This window comes from Geodermatophilus sp. CPCC 206100 (assembly GCF_048569675.1).
GTDB lineage: Bacteria > Actinomycetota > Actinomycetes > Mycobacteriales > Geodermatophilaceae > Geodermatophilus.
On sequence record NZ_JAQISV010000032.1, the window covers coordinates 19,285 to 31,918 of the forward strand.

The window sequence follows — 12,634 nt, forward strand, 5'->3', positions numbered from 1 at the left end:
CGCCCACCGACTCCGCTCAGCGGGTGAGGACGACGCAGGCGGGGCAGGTGTCGCGGGCGGTGGTCGGCCACTGCTCGTCGGTGGTGACCCGCGCCAGCGATCCGCAGACGGTGAGCTCGCAGGCCCCGTCGATCTCGGCGGTGGGGCGGTGCAGCTCGACGGCGTGCCACAGGGCGGCGGTGGGGCCGTGCGCCCGGCTGCGGGCGGCGACGAGGGTGGGGGCGAGGGTGGGCGTGCTCATGCCCTTCGATACGGCAGCCCGGCGGCCCGGGGACACGGGGTGCGGCCCCGGTGTCCCCCGGACGGGTGAGCCCGCCGGCCCTCAGCGGGGCGCGGGACCGCACGGCAGGATGCGGGCATGGAGCTGACGAAGCACGGTCACGCCTGCGTCGTCCTCAGCGAGGACGGCCAGCGGGTGGTCATCGACCCGGGGGTGTTCACCGACCCCGCCGTCCTCGGCGGGGCCACCGCCGTCCTGGTCACGCACGAGCACGCCGACCACTTCGCCCCTGACGTCCTGCGGTCGGCGATGGACGCCGACCCCGCGCTGGAGGTCTGGACCACCGGGTCGGTGGCCGGTCAGCTGGAGGGGCTCGGGTCGCGGGTGCACGTGGTCGGCGACGGCGACGCGGTGACGGTGGCCGGACTCGAGGTGACCGTGCACGGCGAGCTGCACGCGGTGGTCCACCCGGACATCCCGCGGGTCCCGAACGTCGGGTTCCTCGTGGCGGGGCAGGTGTTCCACCCGGGAGACGCGCTGACCGTCCCGGACGAGCCGGTGGCCACGCTCCTGCTGCCGGTGCACGCGCCGTGGTCGAAGCTCTCGGAGGTCATCGACTACGTCCGGGCGGTCGACGCCGACCAGGCGTTCGCGGTGCACGACGGACTGCTCAACGACGCCGGGCTGGGCGTCGTCGGGGGGTTGCTCGGGGAGCGGGGGCCGGGCACGCCGACCCCCTACAGCCGGCTGGCGCCGGGGGACTCGGTCGAGCTCTGAGTCCCCCGGCCACCAGGTCAGCGGACGGCGCGGTGCCCGCGGCGTCCCGTGACGGTCGCCGCGATCATGACCAGGACGGCCGCGACGATGATGCTGATGATCCACCGGATCCAGTCGATACCGCTGGTCGCGTCGACCCCCAGGGCAGCAGCGAGGTAGTAGCCGATCAGCACACCGGCGATGCCGCAGATCACGGTCAACCAGAGCGGGATGTTGTCCCGGTCGCCGGGAGCGACGAACTTGCCCAGCAGCCCGATGATGATGCCTGCGACGATGACTCCGATGATCTCCACGATGACGCCTTCCTCTTGGGTCGATGATCGATCACGTGGGGCCGGGGACTCCGACCCCCACGGTGGGTCGGCGCCGGGGTACTCGGTCTCGCGCTGAGTCCCCCGGACGCCCGGCGTCAGCGGACGGCGCGGTTGCGGCCGCCGGACAGGCCCTCGGCGACGCCCACCAGCAGCACCGCCGCGATCACGGCGATGATGAAACCGAGGACGTTGAGCTCGAAGATGTTCGTGCGGTCGTTGATCAGACCGCCGATCACGCCACCGATGATGGCGCCGACGACGCCCAGCAGCAGGGTGGCGAGGATGCTCAGCCGCTGCTTGCCCGGCTTGATGAGCCGGGCCAGCGCGCCGATGATCAACCCGACCACGATGAGACCGATGATCTGCCCGATCATGTGTGTCCTCTCCTAGCACCTGCGGGCGGCCACTCGGCACACCCGATCGGCGAGAGGGATACCCCAAGATCACCGGAGCACACGCCGGGTCCCCGGATCGGGTGAGGTCAGCCCTCGGGGAGATGCTCGACGTGCTGCGGGAGCTTGTCCAGCTCCCCGTCCACGGTGCGCTGCACCATCTGCCGCACGCTGCTGCGCATGACCCGCTGCACGAGCCGGCCCCCGGTCCTGGCCTCGTGGCTGACGGTGATGGTGACCCGCGTGGCGCCGGTCCCCGCGTCGGCCAGCTCTATCCGCGTCGTCCAGGTCTCGGGGGTGAGCTCCAGCCGGGTGGTGACCCGGCGGCGCGGCTCCCACTCGACGATCTCGCCCCGGGGTGCGCCGGCCCGCGGCTGCTCGTCCTCGGCCAGCCGGCCCGGCACGCAGACGAACCGGGTGCCCCGGCCGGGCGCGCCGTCCCCGTCGACGACGTAGGAGACGTCGCAGACGGCGCAGTACGGGGCGAGGACGGCCAGCGCCTGCCACACGCGGCCCCGGTCGTAGGGCACCTCGCGGGTGCCGCTGGCGGTGACCGGCTGCGGCATGGGACCTCCGGGACGTCGTCGCCGGGGCGGTCCCGGTCGACGTCCCGACGTTAGTCGGCGCGCCCCGGCGGCCCGGCGAGGGCGAGGTCGGCCAGCACGGCGCGCGCCTGCGCCCAGCGGTCGGGGCCGACCCGGGACGCCCACTCCCGCTCCACGTCGCCCAGCCGGTCCCGCACCGCCTGGTTGGCCTCCCGGCCGAGCGGGCTGAGCCGCACCAGCCGCGCCCGCCGGTCGGTGGGGTCGGGCAGCACCTCGACGAAGCCCCCCGCCTCCAGCGGCGCCAGGGCCTGCGCCAGCGCCTGCTTGGTGAGCCCGCTGTCCTCGGTGAGCCGGCTGACCCGCTCCCCCTCGGCGGGCAGGAGGGCCAGCAGCCGGTAGTGCCGCGACCGCAGTCCCGGATAGCGGTCGTCGCTGAGCGCGTAGAGCTCGTCGCGCACCCGCCGCATCGCCACCTCGAAGAGCATCGACACCGGGAGCTCGGCGCGGTCGTTGACAACAGTGGACAAGCTGCTTCACCATCTCCCCGTCAGACAAGGTGCTTGACCATCATTCCACGAGGTCTGCCATGACGACCCTCCCCGCGATGTACCGCTGGTCCCTCCTCCTGCCGCGGCCGCGGTACCCGTACCGCCCCTCGGCCCCCCGCCCGGTCCGGTGACCGGCCTGCCGGGCGGCCTGCCCTCCGCCGACCTCCTGGCGGCCCTGCGCCGCTGGACCGGCCGCCCGTCCCTCACCGTCGACACGGTGACCTGCGCCCCGATCGCGCACGCCATCTCCGCGCCGACCACGCGCGCGCTGACCCGGGTCCGGGTGGCGGCCTCGGACGGTGCCGCGGCCCTGGACCTGCGGCTGGTCACCAAGGAGCTGCAGGCCGCCCGGTACGGACTGCCCCCGCAGATGCCGGACGACGCCCGCGCCCACCTGGACGCCGTCATCCCGTGGCGGCTCGAGGCCGACGTCCTCACCTCGGACGTCGCCGGGCTCATGCCGCCGGGGATGCGGATGCCGGAGGTCGTCGCGCTGCACGAGCAGGACGGCGACCGGCTGACGCTGTGGCTGGAGGACGCCGACCCCGTCGAGGACCACTGGACGGCCAGGGACACCGTGCGGGCCGCCACCGCCCTCGGCCGGCTGGCCGCCCGGCGGGTGGGCGCGCCGCCCACGGCGCCGGTCCCCGGGGGCGACTTCCTCACCGGCTACCGGGACGAGCAGCTCGGCACCTGGGCGGTCCCCTGGCTGCTGGCGGACGACACCTGGGCACACCCGCTGTTCCGGTTGCCGGAGGTCGCCGCGCTCCGCGAGGAGGTCTGCGCCCTCGCCCGCCGCGTCGGCGACGTGCACGCCCGGCTCGCCCGGCTGCCGCTGCTGCCCGCCCACGGCGACGCGACCCCGATGAACCTGCTGCGCCCGCGGCGCCGGCCCGAGGAGCTCGTGCTGATCGACTGGGGGATGACCGGGCCGGCGACGGCCGGGTTCGACCTGCTCCCGCTGGTGTTCGGGCGCGCGGAGGCCGGGGTCGGCCCGGCCGCGGAGGTCCCCGGGCTGCTCGACGCCGCCGTTCCCGCCTACCGCGACGGGCTGGCGGCCGAGGGGGTCGAGCTGGACCTGGCCGACCTGACGGCCGGGGTGCTGACCGCGGCCCTCCTGCGCTACCCGTGCACCACCATGCCGTTGTCGCTGGTCATGGAGCCGGTGACCGACGGCGCGGTCGCCCGCGCCCGCGAGCGGGCCGCCTTCGTGCGGATGGTGCTCGACCTGGCCCCGGCCTGAGCCGCCGTGGCCACCGACTCGCCCGGCCCCCTGCAGGGTCCCGCCGCGAGCCTGCGAGTGGTGGGGGGCAGGGGGTCCTCTCAGCGGCCGCCGACCGAGACCTCGAACTCGACCTGGCTGACGTCGGGGCGCAGCCGGGAGAAGCTGTGCACCTGCGGCCGGCCGTCCCGGTCGCGCACCGTCGTCCGGACGACGAGCAGCGGCGAGCCGGCCACCACCCCCAGCACGTCGGCCTCCTCCGGGCCGGCGGTGCCGACGTCGACCACGATCCGGGCGTGCGCCAGGTCGGCCGAGTACTCCCGCCGCAGGTAGTCGTAGAGCGAGCCCTGGCTGAAGTCCGCGTCGGCGGCGGCGGGGTAGGCCGTGGCGGCCATGAAGCTGTGCGCGATGTGGTTGGGCACGCCGTCCAGGCTGCGGAGGCGGACCAGCTCGACGACGTCGGTCGCCGGCTCGAGGTCCAGCTCCGCGGCGACCGGCGGCTGCACCGGGACCACCCGCTGGGTGAGGACGGCGGTGCCCACCTGCGCGCCCTGCTCGGTCATCACCGAGCTGAAGCCGGCGATGCGGTGGACGAAGCTCTCCCGGTACTCGTGCCGGATGGCGGGGCGGGTCACGTACGTGCCGCGGCCCTGCTCGCGGACGAGGTGCCCGTCGGCCACCAGCCCGTCCACGGCGCGGCGCAGCGTGATCCGGCTGACCCCGTACTCGGCGCACAGCACCGGCTCGGGCGGCAGCAGCGTCTGCTCGGGCAGGGCCGAGACCCGCCGTCGCAGGTGTTCCCGGACCGACAGGTACTTCGGTCCCGTTCCGCCGCTGCTCACGGCTCCGAAGGTACTAGGACGCCTAGACGTCTTGTCATCTGAGACGTCTGTGTTCCATCCTCGGAGAGGAACGGAACTTCCGCGTCGCGGAACCGTTGAGATCGAAACCACACGGTCCGGTCAGGATGTGGCGGTGTCGGCAACGGAGGATGGGACCCCGTGACCTCGCCGTGCCCGGACCACCGCGCCCGCCGACGGGCGCAGACCCATCGCCGCATCTACTGCACCGCCATGGAGCTGTTCCAGGAGCGTGGGTTCGAGGGGGTCACCGTCGGGCAGATCGCGGCCGCCGCGCAGGTCTCGGTCCCGACGTTCTACGACCACTTCCCCAGCAAGGAGCACGTCGTGCTCCCGATGCCGGAGCGCGGCGACCTCGAGCGCGTGCTGGCCGCCCAGGACGACGGGCTGACCCTCGCCGAGCGGATGCGCCGGGCGATCCTCGCCTGGCTGGGCTCGTTCCGCGGTCAGGAGCGGGAGGAGCTGCTCGACCGGTGGCGGATCGTCGTCCGGACGCCGGGGCTGCGCACGCGGGCGGCGACCTTCGAGCGGGCCACCGCGGAGATGATCGTGGGCCTGGTGCAGAACGAGCCGCGCCCCGCCGTCGCCGCCGAGATCGTCGTGACCGCCAGCCTGTCGGCCTACACCCAGATCCTGGTGCGCTGGGCCGAGGGCGACGGGCAGCGCCCCCTCGAGGACGTCGCCGCCGAGGTCCTCGCCGCGCTGCACGAGCTCTGACTGCTCACGGCGCGCGCAGCTCGATGACGGCCACCTCGGGCCGCGCACCGATCCGCATCGGCGGGCCCCAGAAGCCGGCGCCGGTGGTGACGAACAGCTGGGTGTCCCCGGACCGGGACAGCCCCTGCACGGCGGGCTGGTCGAGCCGGATCGCGTAGTCGAAGGGCCACAGCTGCCCGCCGTGCGTGTGGCCGGACAGCTGCAGCTGCACGTCCGCGGCGCGGGCCTGGTCGACCATCCACGGCTGGTGGGCCAGCAGCACCACGGGGGTGGCGTCGTCCCGACCGTCGAGCGCGGCGTCGAGGTCGGCCCGGTGACCCGGGATGCCCGAGCCCTCCGCCGTCCGGTCGTCGATGCCGGCCAGGTCGAACGAGGCGCCGCCGCGACGGATCGGCACCCGCTCGTTGCGCAGCACCTGGACGCCCAGCGTGGGCAGGTGCCGCAGCCACGCGGTCGTGTCGACGAAGTACTCGTGGTTGCCGGTGACGAAGAAGACGCCCTGCTCGCTGACCAGATCGGCCAGGGGCGCCACCTCCTCGCGCAGCTCGGCGACCTCGCCGTCGACCAGGTCGCCCACGATCGCCACGACGTCCGGCCGCTGGGCGTTGACCGTCTCCACCAGCCGCTCGAAGCGGCGGCCCCCGTACATCGCCGACAGGTGGCCGTCGGAGAAGGTGACGATCCGCAGCCCGTCCAGCGCCGGGTCCAGGCCGGGGAGGGTGATCGGCACCCGCCGGACGGCGGGGGTGCTGTTGGCCAGGTAGGCGCCGGTGCCCGCGGTGCCGAGCGCGACCGCGCCGGCGGTGAGCGCCAGCCCGCGGGCGACGAACAGCCGCCGCGACGGGTCGGGAACGGTCTCCGCCGGCGCGGACTCCGACTCCGACTCCGCCTCGTTCGCGGGCGCGGGGACGGACATCGGCACCGGTCGGGCTCCCGGCGCCGGCCGGCGGGTCCACCGGCGCAGCAGCAGGCGCACCGGCTCGAGCACGAGGAGGGCCAGGAACGTGTAGAACGCCAGGCCCAGCCAGCTGAAACCGACCCACTGCAGCGCCGTGGTCACCGGGGAGTCCTCGCGCCGCAGCACCACCGCACCGGCGGGCAGCAGGGCGAGGACGACGACGAGCAGGGTGAGCCGGCGCCGGGTGCGACCCGGTCGGGTGGTGCTGCGGACCAGCCGCCACCACAGGTAGCCGTGCAGGAGCACCAGGGCCAGCAGGACGACGGTGGCGAACCCCAGGAGGCCGATCAGGGACACGCGGTCAGCTCTTCGCCGCCGCCCGGACCGCCGTGCGGACCCTCGGTTCCAGCTCCCAGAACGCGTCCTCGGCGCGGGCGGCCCGGGCCTCCTCCAGCCCGTGCAGCCGGCCATAGGTCCACGCGTTCTCCCCCGCCGCGAACGCGGCGCGGCCCAGCCGGACGGCGTACTCCCGGGTGACGACGGTGTCCTGCGCGGAGCCCAGGGTCTCCTGGGCCTCCTTGAGGCAGTCCACCAGCGCGGTCGCCGGCCCGCCCAGCACGTCGGCGGCCACCTCGGCGGTGTAGCGGACCCGCTTGCCGGCCTTGCGCACCGCGTGCAGGGCGGTGTGCCGCTCCTCGCCCTGGGCCTCCCGGGCCGCCGTGACCGCGCGGCGCAACCGCTTGCCGTTGCGCCGGACCGCGTCGGCCATGACCGCGCGCGCCGGCCCGCCGGCGAACTCGGTCAACGGCGGGTCGGCCAGGAGCGCGGCCAAGGCGTCCAGCAGCAGCAGGTAGCGCCGGTCGGTGAGCGTGCGGATGACCCGGCGGGCGTCGTCGACGCGCCCACTGATCTCGGTCTGCTGGAACCGGGCCGCGACCGGGCCGAGCACCAGCTCGGGCGGCTGCGCGGCGACCAGCTCGCGCAGGTGCGCCAGGGCCACCTCGCCGTCCCGGGCCGCCGACAGCTGCCCGCCGACCCACCGGAGCTCCGCACGGAGCGGGTCGGTGGCCTTCCGCGGGAGGACCGTCCGGAACGCCGCGGTGATGCTCCGCAGGCGGCGGCAGGCCACCCGCAGGTCGTGCACGCCCTCCGGCTGCTCGGTGCGGATGGCCAGGTCGGCCGCGCGGAGCGCCGCGACCTGGGCGGCCAGGGCCGCGAGGACGACGTCCCCGGCGGTGGGCTGCCGGGCCTTCTCCTTCTTTCCCTTCTTCCGCCTGCTGCCCGTCGCGTCGCCCTCGTCGCCCGGACCTCCCGCGGGCGCGCCGCCGGGCTGCCCCAGCCGGCCGGCCAGCACCCGGCCGACCTTGGACGGCGAGTCCGACAGCCGCGCGCCGGCCGCCACCAGCCGCTCGGTGACCGCGTCGAGGAGCGCCTCGTCGCCGTCGACCAGCTCCACCTCGAGCTCCCGCCAGGTGGTCACCGTCGCCGGCTCCCCGGGGTTGGCGCCCAGCGCCGTCCCGTGCACGGTGTCGTCGGCCACCTCGGCGAGCACCGCGCCGCCCTCGCCCAGCAGCCGGCGTACCACCCGGCGGGTGCGCAGCGTGGCGACCGGCTCCGGCACCGCCGTCCCGAGCACGCCGAGGACCGGGGCCAGGACCGCCTTCGGCACGGTGCGGCTCGCCCGGCCCACCGGCTGGTGCAGCTCCCGGCGCGCGCCGGCCGCCGCCGGCAGCTTCACGTGCCAGCCGGCGTCCGACCCGCCGGTGCGGCGGCGCAGCGTGACCTTGTTGCGCAGCAGCCGCAGGTCCGCGGTGTCGAAGTAGGTCGCCTCCAGGGCCTGCTCCTCGGGCTCCCCCACCGCGTCCACGCCGTCGACGCCGGTCAGGTCCGGCGCGGCGTAGCTGTCGTCGGCCTCGAGCTTGCGCTCGATCTCCAGGTGCTCGGTGGTCACGATCAGTCACGGTAGGCCAGGAGGCGGCTGGTCAGCAGGGCAACGGGGGATGTTCACCCACCGTCTCCGCTGGGCACGCTGCCCACACAGGCCGAGAGGGCCCGACGAGGGGAGCCGACCCATGTTGAGCGAGCGAGAGCTGTCCGCAGCGATCGGAAGCACGGCCTACGGACCGGACGGCGAGAAGATCGGCACGGTCGAGCACTTCTTCACCGACGACCGCACCGGCGCGCCCACCTGGGTGGCCGTCTCCACCGGGCTGTTCGGGGTGCGGCACTCCGTCGTCCCGGCCGCGGAGGCGACGTTCGCCGACGGCGTGGTGCAACTGCCGGTCACCAAGGACGCGGTCAAGAACGCCCCGTCGGTCTCGAGCGAGCACCTCGACCCGGACGACGAGGCGCTGCTGCGCCGGCACTACGGCCTGGGCCAGAGCGGCGGGCTGGAGCAGGACGGCGGCCTCACCCAGGGCGATCGCCTGGAGCAGGGCGGCGGCGTCGTCGCGCAGGGTGGCCGCCTGGAGCAGGGCAGCGTCGCGCAGGGTGACGTCCTCGCGGGCGGCGTCGGAGCCGGGGCCGCCGACGCGACGACCGCGGTCCAGCCGTCGGGCGCGCACGCGGGGGACACCGTGCGGGTCGAGGACATCCGGCCGGCCCAGGAGGACGTCCGGACGGACAGCACCGCCGCCGCGACCGCGGGTGCCGCCGCGGGTGCCGCCGCGCGTCCCCCGGCCCCGGCGGCCGACCGCGCGATGACGCGCAGCGAGGAGCAGCTCCGGGTCGGCGCCGAGCGGGTCGCCACCACCCGCGCGCGGCTGGTGAAGTACGTGATCACCGAGGAGGTGACGGTCACCGTCCCCGTCCGGCGCGAGGAGATCCGCGTCGAGGAGGTGCCGATCGACGCCCCCGACGCCGGTCCGGGCGAGTCTCTGGTCGACGCCGGTCCGACCCCCGCCGGGCGCGCCGTCGGGGGGACCGACGCCGGCGCCGCAGGCGGGCTGCCCGAGGAGATCGTGCTGCACGCCGAGCGGCCGGTGGTCTCCGTGGAGGTGGTCCCGGTGCAGCGGGTGCGGCTGCGCACCGAGGTCGTCGAGGGCCAGGAGCAGATCAGCGAGCGGTTGCAGCGCGAGGAGATCGCCGTCGACGAGGAGCGCCGTCCCGGTCTCTGACGCCCATCGGAGTGCGGGAGTGCAGGGAACCTGCGCTCCTGCACTCCGTCACGAGCGGCGGTCGGGCAGGAAGCGCAGCCGGTCGCGGGTGGCGGCGACCTCGGCGGGGTCGAGGTCGGCCAGCACGATCGTCTCGGTCCCGGCCGCCGTCGCCAGCAGCTCCCCCATCGGGCTGACGACCATGCTGTCGCCGGCGTGCTCGGTGCCGTCGCCGGCGGCGCCCACCCGGTTGCAGCCCACGACGTAGGCCTGGTTCTCGATCGCGCGGGCGCGCAGCAGGGTCTGCCAGTGGTGCCGCCGCGCGGCCGGCCAGTTCGCCGTGACGACGTAGACGTCGGTGTCCAGCGCCGCGGCCCAGAAGACGTCGGCGAAGCGCAGGTCGTAGCAGATGAAGGGGGTGACCCGCAGGCCGCCGATCTCCACCGTCAGCGGCTCGTCCCCGGCCCGGAAGCGCTCGTGCTCGCCGCCGTGGCTGAACGGGTGCAGCTTCCGGTAGCGGTGCACCGTGCCGTCCGGACCGGCCAGGACCAGCGAGTTGTACGGGAGCTCCGCCTCGGGCGCGACCTCCGGGCAGCTGCCGGCCACCCACACCCCGTGCTCGGCCGCCCGCTCCTGCAGGAACCGCGACGACGGGCCACCCTCGGGCTCCCCGATCCCCGGCGTCATGGTGAAGCCCGTCGAGAAGGTCTCGCTGAGCAGCACGAGCTCCGCGCCCGCGCCCACCGCCCGGGCCACCTGCGGCCCGAGTCGCGCGAAGTTCGCCGTCCGGTCCTCCCAGACGATGTCGTGCTGCACCACGGCGATCCTCACGAGCCCATCCTCCCCAGCCGCTCGACGGCGTCGGCCAGGACGTCGTCGCCCTTGCAGAACGCGAAGCGCACCAGGTGCCGGCCCAGGTGCGCGTGGGCGGGGTCGTAGAAGACCCCGGTCGGGATCGCCACCACGCCCGCCCGCTCGGGCAGCGACCGGCAGAAGGCCATGCCGTCGCCGTCCGGCTGCACCGAGCGGACGTCGACCGTCGCGAAGTACGTCGCCTCCGGGCTCACCACCGGCAGCCCGGCCGCGGCCAGGCCGCGCACCAGCACGTCGCGGCGGTACTCGAGGTCGCGGGCGATCCCGGCGAAGTACTCGTCGGGCAGCCGCAGCCCCGCGGCGACGGCCGGCTGGAACGGCCCGCCGTTGACGTAGGTCAGGAACTGCTTGGCGGTGCGGACGGCGGACACCAGCGGCGCCGGCCCGCAGATCCACCCGACCTTCCAGCCGGTGACGTTGAACGTCTTGCCGGCGCTGCTCACCACCAGGGTGCGCTCCCGCATGCCCGGCACGGTGGCCAGCGAGGCGTGCCGGGCGCCGTCGAACACCAGGTGCTCGTACACCTCGTCGGTGAGCACGAGCAGCTCGTGCTCCATGGCCAGCGCGGCGAGCGTGCCGAGCTCCGCGCGGGAGAAGACCTTGCCGGTCGGGTTGTGCGGGGTGTTGAGCAGCAGCATCCGCGCCCGCGGGGTGACGGCGGCCCGCAGCTCGGCGGCGTCGAAGGTCCACGGCCCCGCGCCGGAGGCGGGCGGCCGCAGCGGCACCGGGCGGGCGACCCCGCCGGCCATCGCGATCCCCGCGGCGTAGCAGTCGTACATCGGCTCGAACAGGACGACCTCGTCGCCGGGCTCGAGCAGCGCCAGCAGCGCGGCGGACAGCGCCTCCGTGGCGCCCGCGGTGACCAGCACCTCGTCGGCCGGGTCGTAGGCGTGCCCGCCGAAGCGCTGCACGTGCTCGGCGATCGCCGCCCGCAGCTCGGGGATGCCCGGGCCCGGCGGGTACTGGTCGTGCGCGGTGCCGATCGCCGCGCGGGCGACGTCCAGCACCTCGGGCGGGCCCGGGTAGTCGGGGAAGCCCTGGCCCAGGTTGATCGACCCGGTGGCGACGGCCAGCGCGCTCATCTCGGCGAAGACCGTCGTCCCGAACCCCTGCAGGCGGGCCGACAGGTACGGCGCGCGCGTCATGGCCCCAGCCTGGCAGACGGCGTTCCACGTGGAACGCGCTCAGCCCACGACGACACTGGTCGATCGCCGACGCTCGCCCGCGGCTGTCAGGCGACGGTCACGTCCTCCATGCCCTCGACCGACACCACGTCCCCCCGGCGGACCTGCCGGCCGCGGCGCTCCTCCGGCTCGCCGTTGACCTGGACCGCCCCGGTGAGCAGCACGTCCTTCACCTGGGCACCGGTCGGGACGGCGTCCACCAGCTTGAGCAGCTGGCCCAGCCGGATGGAGTCCTCCCCCGGGCGGAGCTCGACGGTGCGCACGCCGGTCATCCTCCCCCGCCGAGCTCCTCGCCGACCGCCACGGTGCCCGGCCGCACGACGAGGGCCCCGATCGCCAGCATCCCGCCCCGCTCGCGGTGCACGGTCCGGAGCACCGACGTGTCCCGGCCGACGCCGCCGGGCTGGGGGCGGGTGACCATGACGCAGCGGGGGATCGGGGCGACGACGTCCAGTTCGGCGTCGCCCACGCGCACCCGCGTGCCGACCAGCGCGTCCTCGCCCTCGCCGTCCAGCACGACGTTCGCGCGGAACCGCCGCCGGTCCCAGGTGCCCAGCGTGCCGGTGGACACCAGCGAGACGCGGGCGCGGGAGCTGTCGTGGAAGGCGCCGCGGGCGCCGGTGAAGGCGTTCCAGCCCTCCTCGTCGTCGTCCCCGACCTCGAACGGGTTCTCGTACCGCCGGTCGCCCGGGGCGTCCGCCGCGGCCCGGAGCGTCACCGGGCGGCCCAGCCAGGCCGACAGGACGGCGTCCTCGGCGGTGACCCTGCCGTCGGGCAGCACCACCTCCACCTGCCCGTCGGGGCGCACCCGGCCGGCGGCGAACAGCAGGTCGGGCACCCGGCGGGCGGTCAGTCCGAGGCCGGACTCGACGTCGAACAGCGCCCACTGCCGGTCCCCGGCCAGGCCCTCGGTCCCCACCTCGGCGCGGGCCAGGCGCTCCCCCTGCAGCGACTTGACCGGGTACCGCCACAGCTCCGCGATCCGCACC

Annotated in this window: 16 protein-coding genes; 4 read left to right on the forward strand and 12 right to left on the reverse strand. The window is 75.3% G+C overall.

What is annotated here, in order from left to right; genetic code table 11:
• Nucleotides 1–16: 16 nt before the first annotated feature.
• On the reverse strand, nucleotides 17–241 hold the full coding sequence (locus PGN05_RS15925) for a hypothetical protein (protein ID WP_419753536.1): 225 nt from the start codon (nucleotides 239–241) through the stop codon (nucleotides 17–19).
• A gap of 117 nt (nucleotides 242–358) precedes the next feature.
• On the opposite strand from PGN05_RS15925, the gene PGN05_RS15930 reads away from it, so the two are divergent.
• Nucleotides 359–997 carry an MBL fold metallo-hydrolase gene (locus PGN05_RS15930; RefSeq protein ID WP_419753537.1) on the forward strand — a complete coding sequence of 213 codons (639 nt, stop codon included), beginning with the start codon at nucleotides 359–361 and terminating at the stop codon, nucleotides 995–997.
• Between the two features lie 17 nt (nucleotides 998–1,014).
• On the opposite strand, the gene PGN05_RS15935 is transcribed toward PGN05_RS15930, so the two are convergent.
• The 4 genes from PGN05_RS15935 to PGN05_RS15950 all read right to left on the reverse strand — a co-directional run bounded on the left by PGN05_RS15935 (nucleotide 1,015) and on the right by PGN05_RS15950 (nucleotide 2,775).
• Nucleotides 1,015–1,290 (reverse strand): GlsB/YeaQ/YmgE family stress response membrane protein, encoded by a 276-nt coding sequence (locus PGN05_RS15935; protein ID WP_419753538.1) that lies wholly within the window; start codon nucleotides 1,288–1,290, stop codon nucleotides 1,015–1,017.
• 116 nt (nucleotides 1,291–1,406) lie between these two features.
• Nucleotides 1,407–1,685 (reverse strand): GlsB/YeaQ/YmgE family stress response membrane protein, encoded by a 279-nt coding sequence (locus PGN05_RS15940; protein WP_419753539.1) that lies wholly within the window; start codon nucleotides 1,683–1,685, stop codon nucleotides 1,407–1,409.
• 107 nt (nucleotides 1,686–1,792) lie between these two features.
• Nucleotides 1,793–2,269, reverse strand: coding sequence for an SRPBCC family protein (locus PGN05_RS15945; RefSeq protein WP_419753540.1), 477 nt, complete (start codon nucleotides 2,267–2,269; stop codon nucleotides 1,793–1,795).
• A gap of 50 nt (nucleotides 2,270–2,319) precedes the next feature.
• The gene (locus PGN05_RS15950; RefSeq protein WP_419753541.1) at nucleotides 2,320–2,775 is read right to left on the reverse strand and encodes a MarR family winged helix-turn-helix transcriptional regulator; all 456 of its coding nucleotides are present in this window, start codon (nucleotides 2,773–2,775) and stop codon (nucleotides 2,320–2,322) included.
• Nucleotides 2,776–2,923: 148 nt separating this feature from the next.
• Between PGN05_RS15950 and PGN05_RS15955 the strand changes: the two genes are divergently transcribed.
• Nucleotides 2,924–4,039, forward strand: coding sequence for a hypothetical protein (locus PGN05_RS15955; protein WP_419753542.1), 1,116 nt, complete (start codon nucleotides 2,924–2,926; stop codon nucleotides 4,037–4,039).
• A gap of 80 nt (nucleotides 4,040–4,119) precedes the next feature.
• On the opposite strand, the gene PGN05_RS15960 is transcribed toward PGN05_RS15955, so the two are convergent.
• Nucleotides 4,120–4,860 carry a GntR family transcriptional regulator gene (locus PGN05_RS15960; protein WP_419753543.1) on the reverse strand — a complete coding sequence of 247 codons (741 nt, stop codon included), beginning with the start codon at nucleotides 4,858–4,860 and terminating at the stop codon, nucleotides 4,120–4,122.
• A gap of 159 nt (nucleotides 4,861–5,019) precedes the next feature.
• On the opposite strand from PGN05_RS15960, the gene PGN05_RS15965 reads away from it, so the two are divergent.
• Complete coding sequence (locus PGN05_RS15965) at nucleotides 5,020–5,595, forward strand: TetR/AcrR family transcriptional regulator (RefSeq protein WP_419753544.1); 576 nt, start codon at nucleotides 5,020–5,022, stop codon at nucleotides 5,593–5,595.
• 4 nt (nucleotides 5,596–5,599) lie between these two features.
• Here the strand turns inward: PGN05_RS15965 and PGN05_RS15970 are convergent, their stop codons facing one another.
• Entirely contained in the window at nucleotides 5,600–6,850 is a 1,251-nt protein-coding gene (locus PGN05_RS15970) for a metallophosphoesterase (RefSeq protein ID WP_419753545.1), read from the reverse strand.
• A gap of 4 nt (nucleotides 6,851–6,854) precedes the next feature.
• Nucleotides 6,855–8,444 carry a CHAD domain-containing protein gene (locus tag PGN05_RS15975; RefSeq protein ID WP_419753546.1) on the reverse strand — a complete coding sequence of 530 codons (1,590 nt, stop codon included), beginning with the start codon at nucleotides 8,442–8,444 and terminating at the stop codon, nucleotides 6,855–6,857.
• 121 nt (nucleotides 8,445–8,565) lie between these two features.
• Here PGN05_RS15975 and PGN05_RS15980 point away from each other — a divergent pair, with 121 nt between their 5' ends.
• Nucleotides 8,566–9,609, forward strand: coding sequence for a PRC and DUF2382 domain-containing protein (locus PGN05_RS15980; RefSeq protein WP_419753547.1), 1,044 nt, complete (start codon nucleotides 8,566–8,568; stop codon nucleotides 9,607–9,609).
• Nucleotides 9,610–9,657: 48 nt separating this feature from the next.
• On the opposite strand, the gene PGN05_RS15985 is transcribed toward PGN05_RS15980, so the two are convergent.
• The 4 genes from PGN05_RS15985 to PGN05_RS16000 all read right to left on the reverse strand — a co-directional run bounded on the left by PGN05_RS15985 (nucleotide 9,658) and on the right by PGN05_RS16000 (nucleotide 12,633).
• The gene (locus tag PGN05_RS15985) at nucleotides 9,658–10,419 is read right to left on the reverse strand and encodes a carbon-nitrogen family hydrolase (RefSeq protein WP_419753548.1); all 762 of its coding nucleotides are present in this window, start codon (nucleotides 10,417–10,419) and stop codon (nucleotides 9,658–9,660) included.
• Nucleotides 10,416–11,606: a pyridoxal phosphate-dependent aminotransferase gene (locus tag PGN05_RS15990; RefSeq protein ID WP_419753549.1), complete on the reverse strand. Its 1,191-nt coding sequence runs from the start codon at nucleotides 11,604–11,606 to the stop codon at nucleotides 10,416–10,418. The genes PGN05_RS15985 and PGN05_RS15990 overlap by 4 nt, the downstream gene beginning before the upstream one ends.
• A gap of 86 nt (nucleotides 11,607–11,692) precedes the next feature.
• Nucleotides 11,693–11,917: an RNA-binding S4 domain-containing protein gene (locus PGN05_RS15995; RefSeq protein WP_419753550.1), complete on the reverse strand. Its 225-nt coding sequence runs from the start codon at nucleotides 11,915–11,917 to the stop codon at nucleotides 11,693–11,695.
• Nucleotides 11,914–12,633: an MOSC domain-containing protein gene (locus PGN05_RS16000; RefSeq protein ID WP_419753551.1), complete on the reverse strand. Its 720-nt coding sequence runs from the start codon at nucleotides 12,631–12,633 to the stop codon at nucleotides 11,914–11,916. The genes PGN05_RS15995 and PGN05_RS16000 overlap by 4 nt, the downstream gene beginning before the upstream one ends.
• Between the last annotated feature and the right edge of the window lies 1 nt (nucleotide 12,634).

Coding starts and splice junctions, on each gene's coding strand:
- PGN05_RS15925 (WP_419753536.1), bottom strand. CDS start 241: ATGAGCACGCCCACCCTCGCCCCCACCCTCGTCGCCGCCCGCAGCCGG.
- PGN05_RS15930 (WP_419753537.1), top strand. CDS start 359: ATGGAGCTGACGAAGCACGGTCACGCCTGCGTCGTCCTCAGCGAGGAC.
- PGN05_RS15940 (WP_419753539.1), bottom strand. CDS start 1,685: ATGATCGGGCAGATCATCGGTCTCATCGTGGTCGGGTTGATCATCGGC.
- PGN05_RS15945 (WP_419753540.1), bottom strand. CDS start 2,269: ATGCCGCAGCCGGTCACCGCCAGCGGCACCCGCGAGGTGCCCTACGAC.
- PGN05_RS15980 (WP_419753547.1), top strand. CDS start 8,566: ATGTTGAGCGAGCGAGAGCTGTCCGCAGCGATCGGAAGCACGGCCTAC.
- PGN05_RS15990 (WP_419753549.1), bottom strand. CDS start 11,606: ATGACGCGCGCGCCGTACCTGTCGGCCCGCCTGCAGGGGTTCGGGACG.
- PGN05_RS15995 (WP_419753550.1), bottom strand. CDS start 11,917: ATGACCGGCGTGCGCACCGTCGAGCTCCGCCCGGGGGAGGACTCCATC.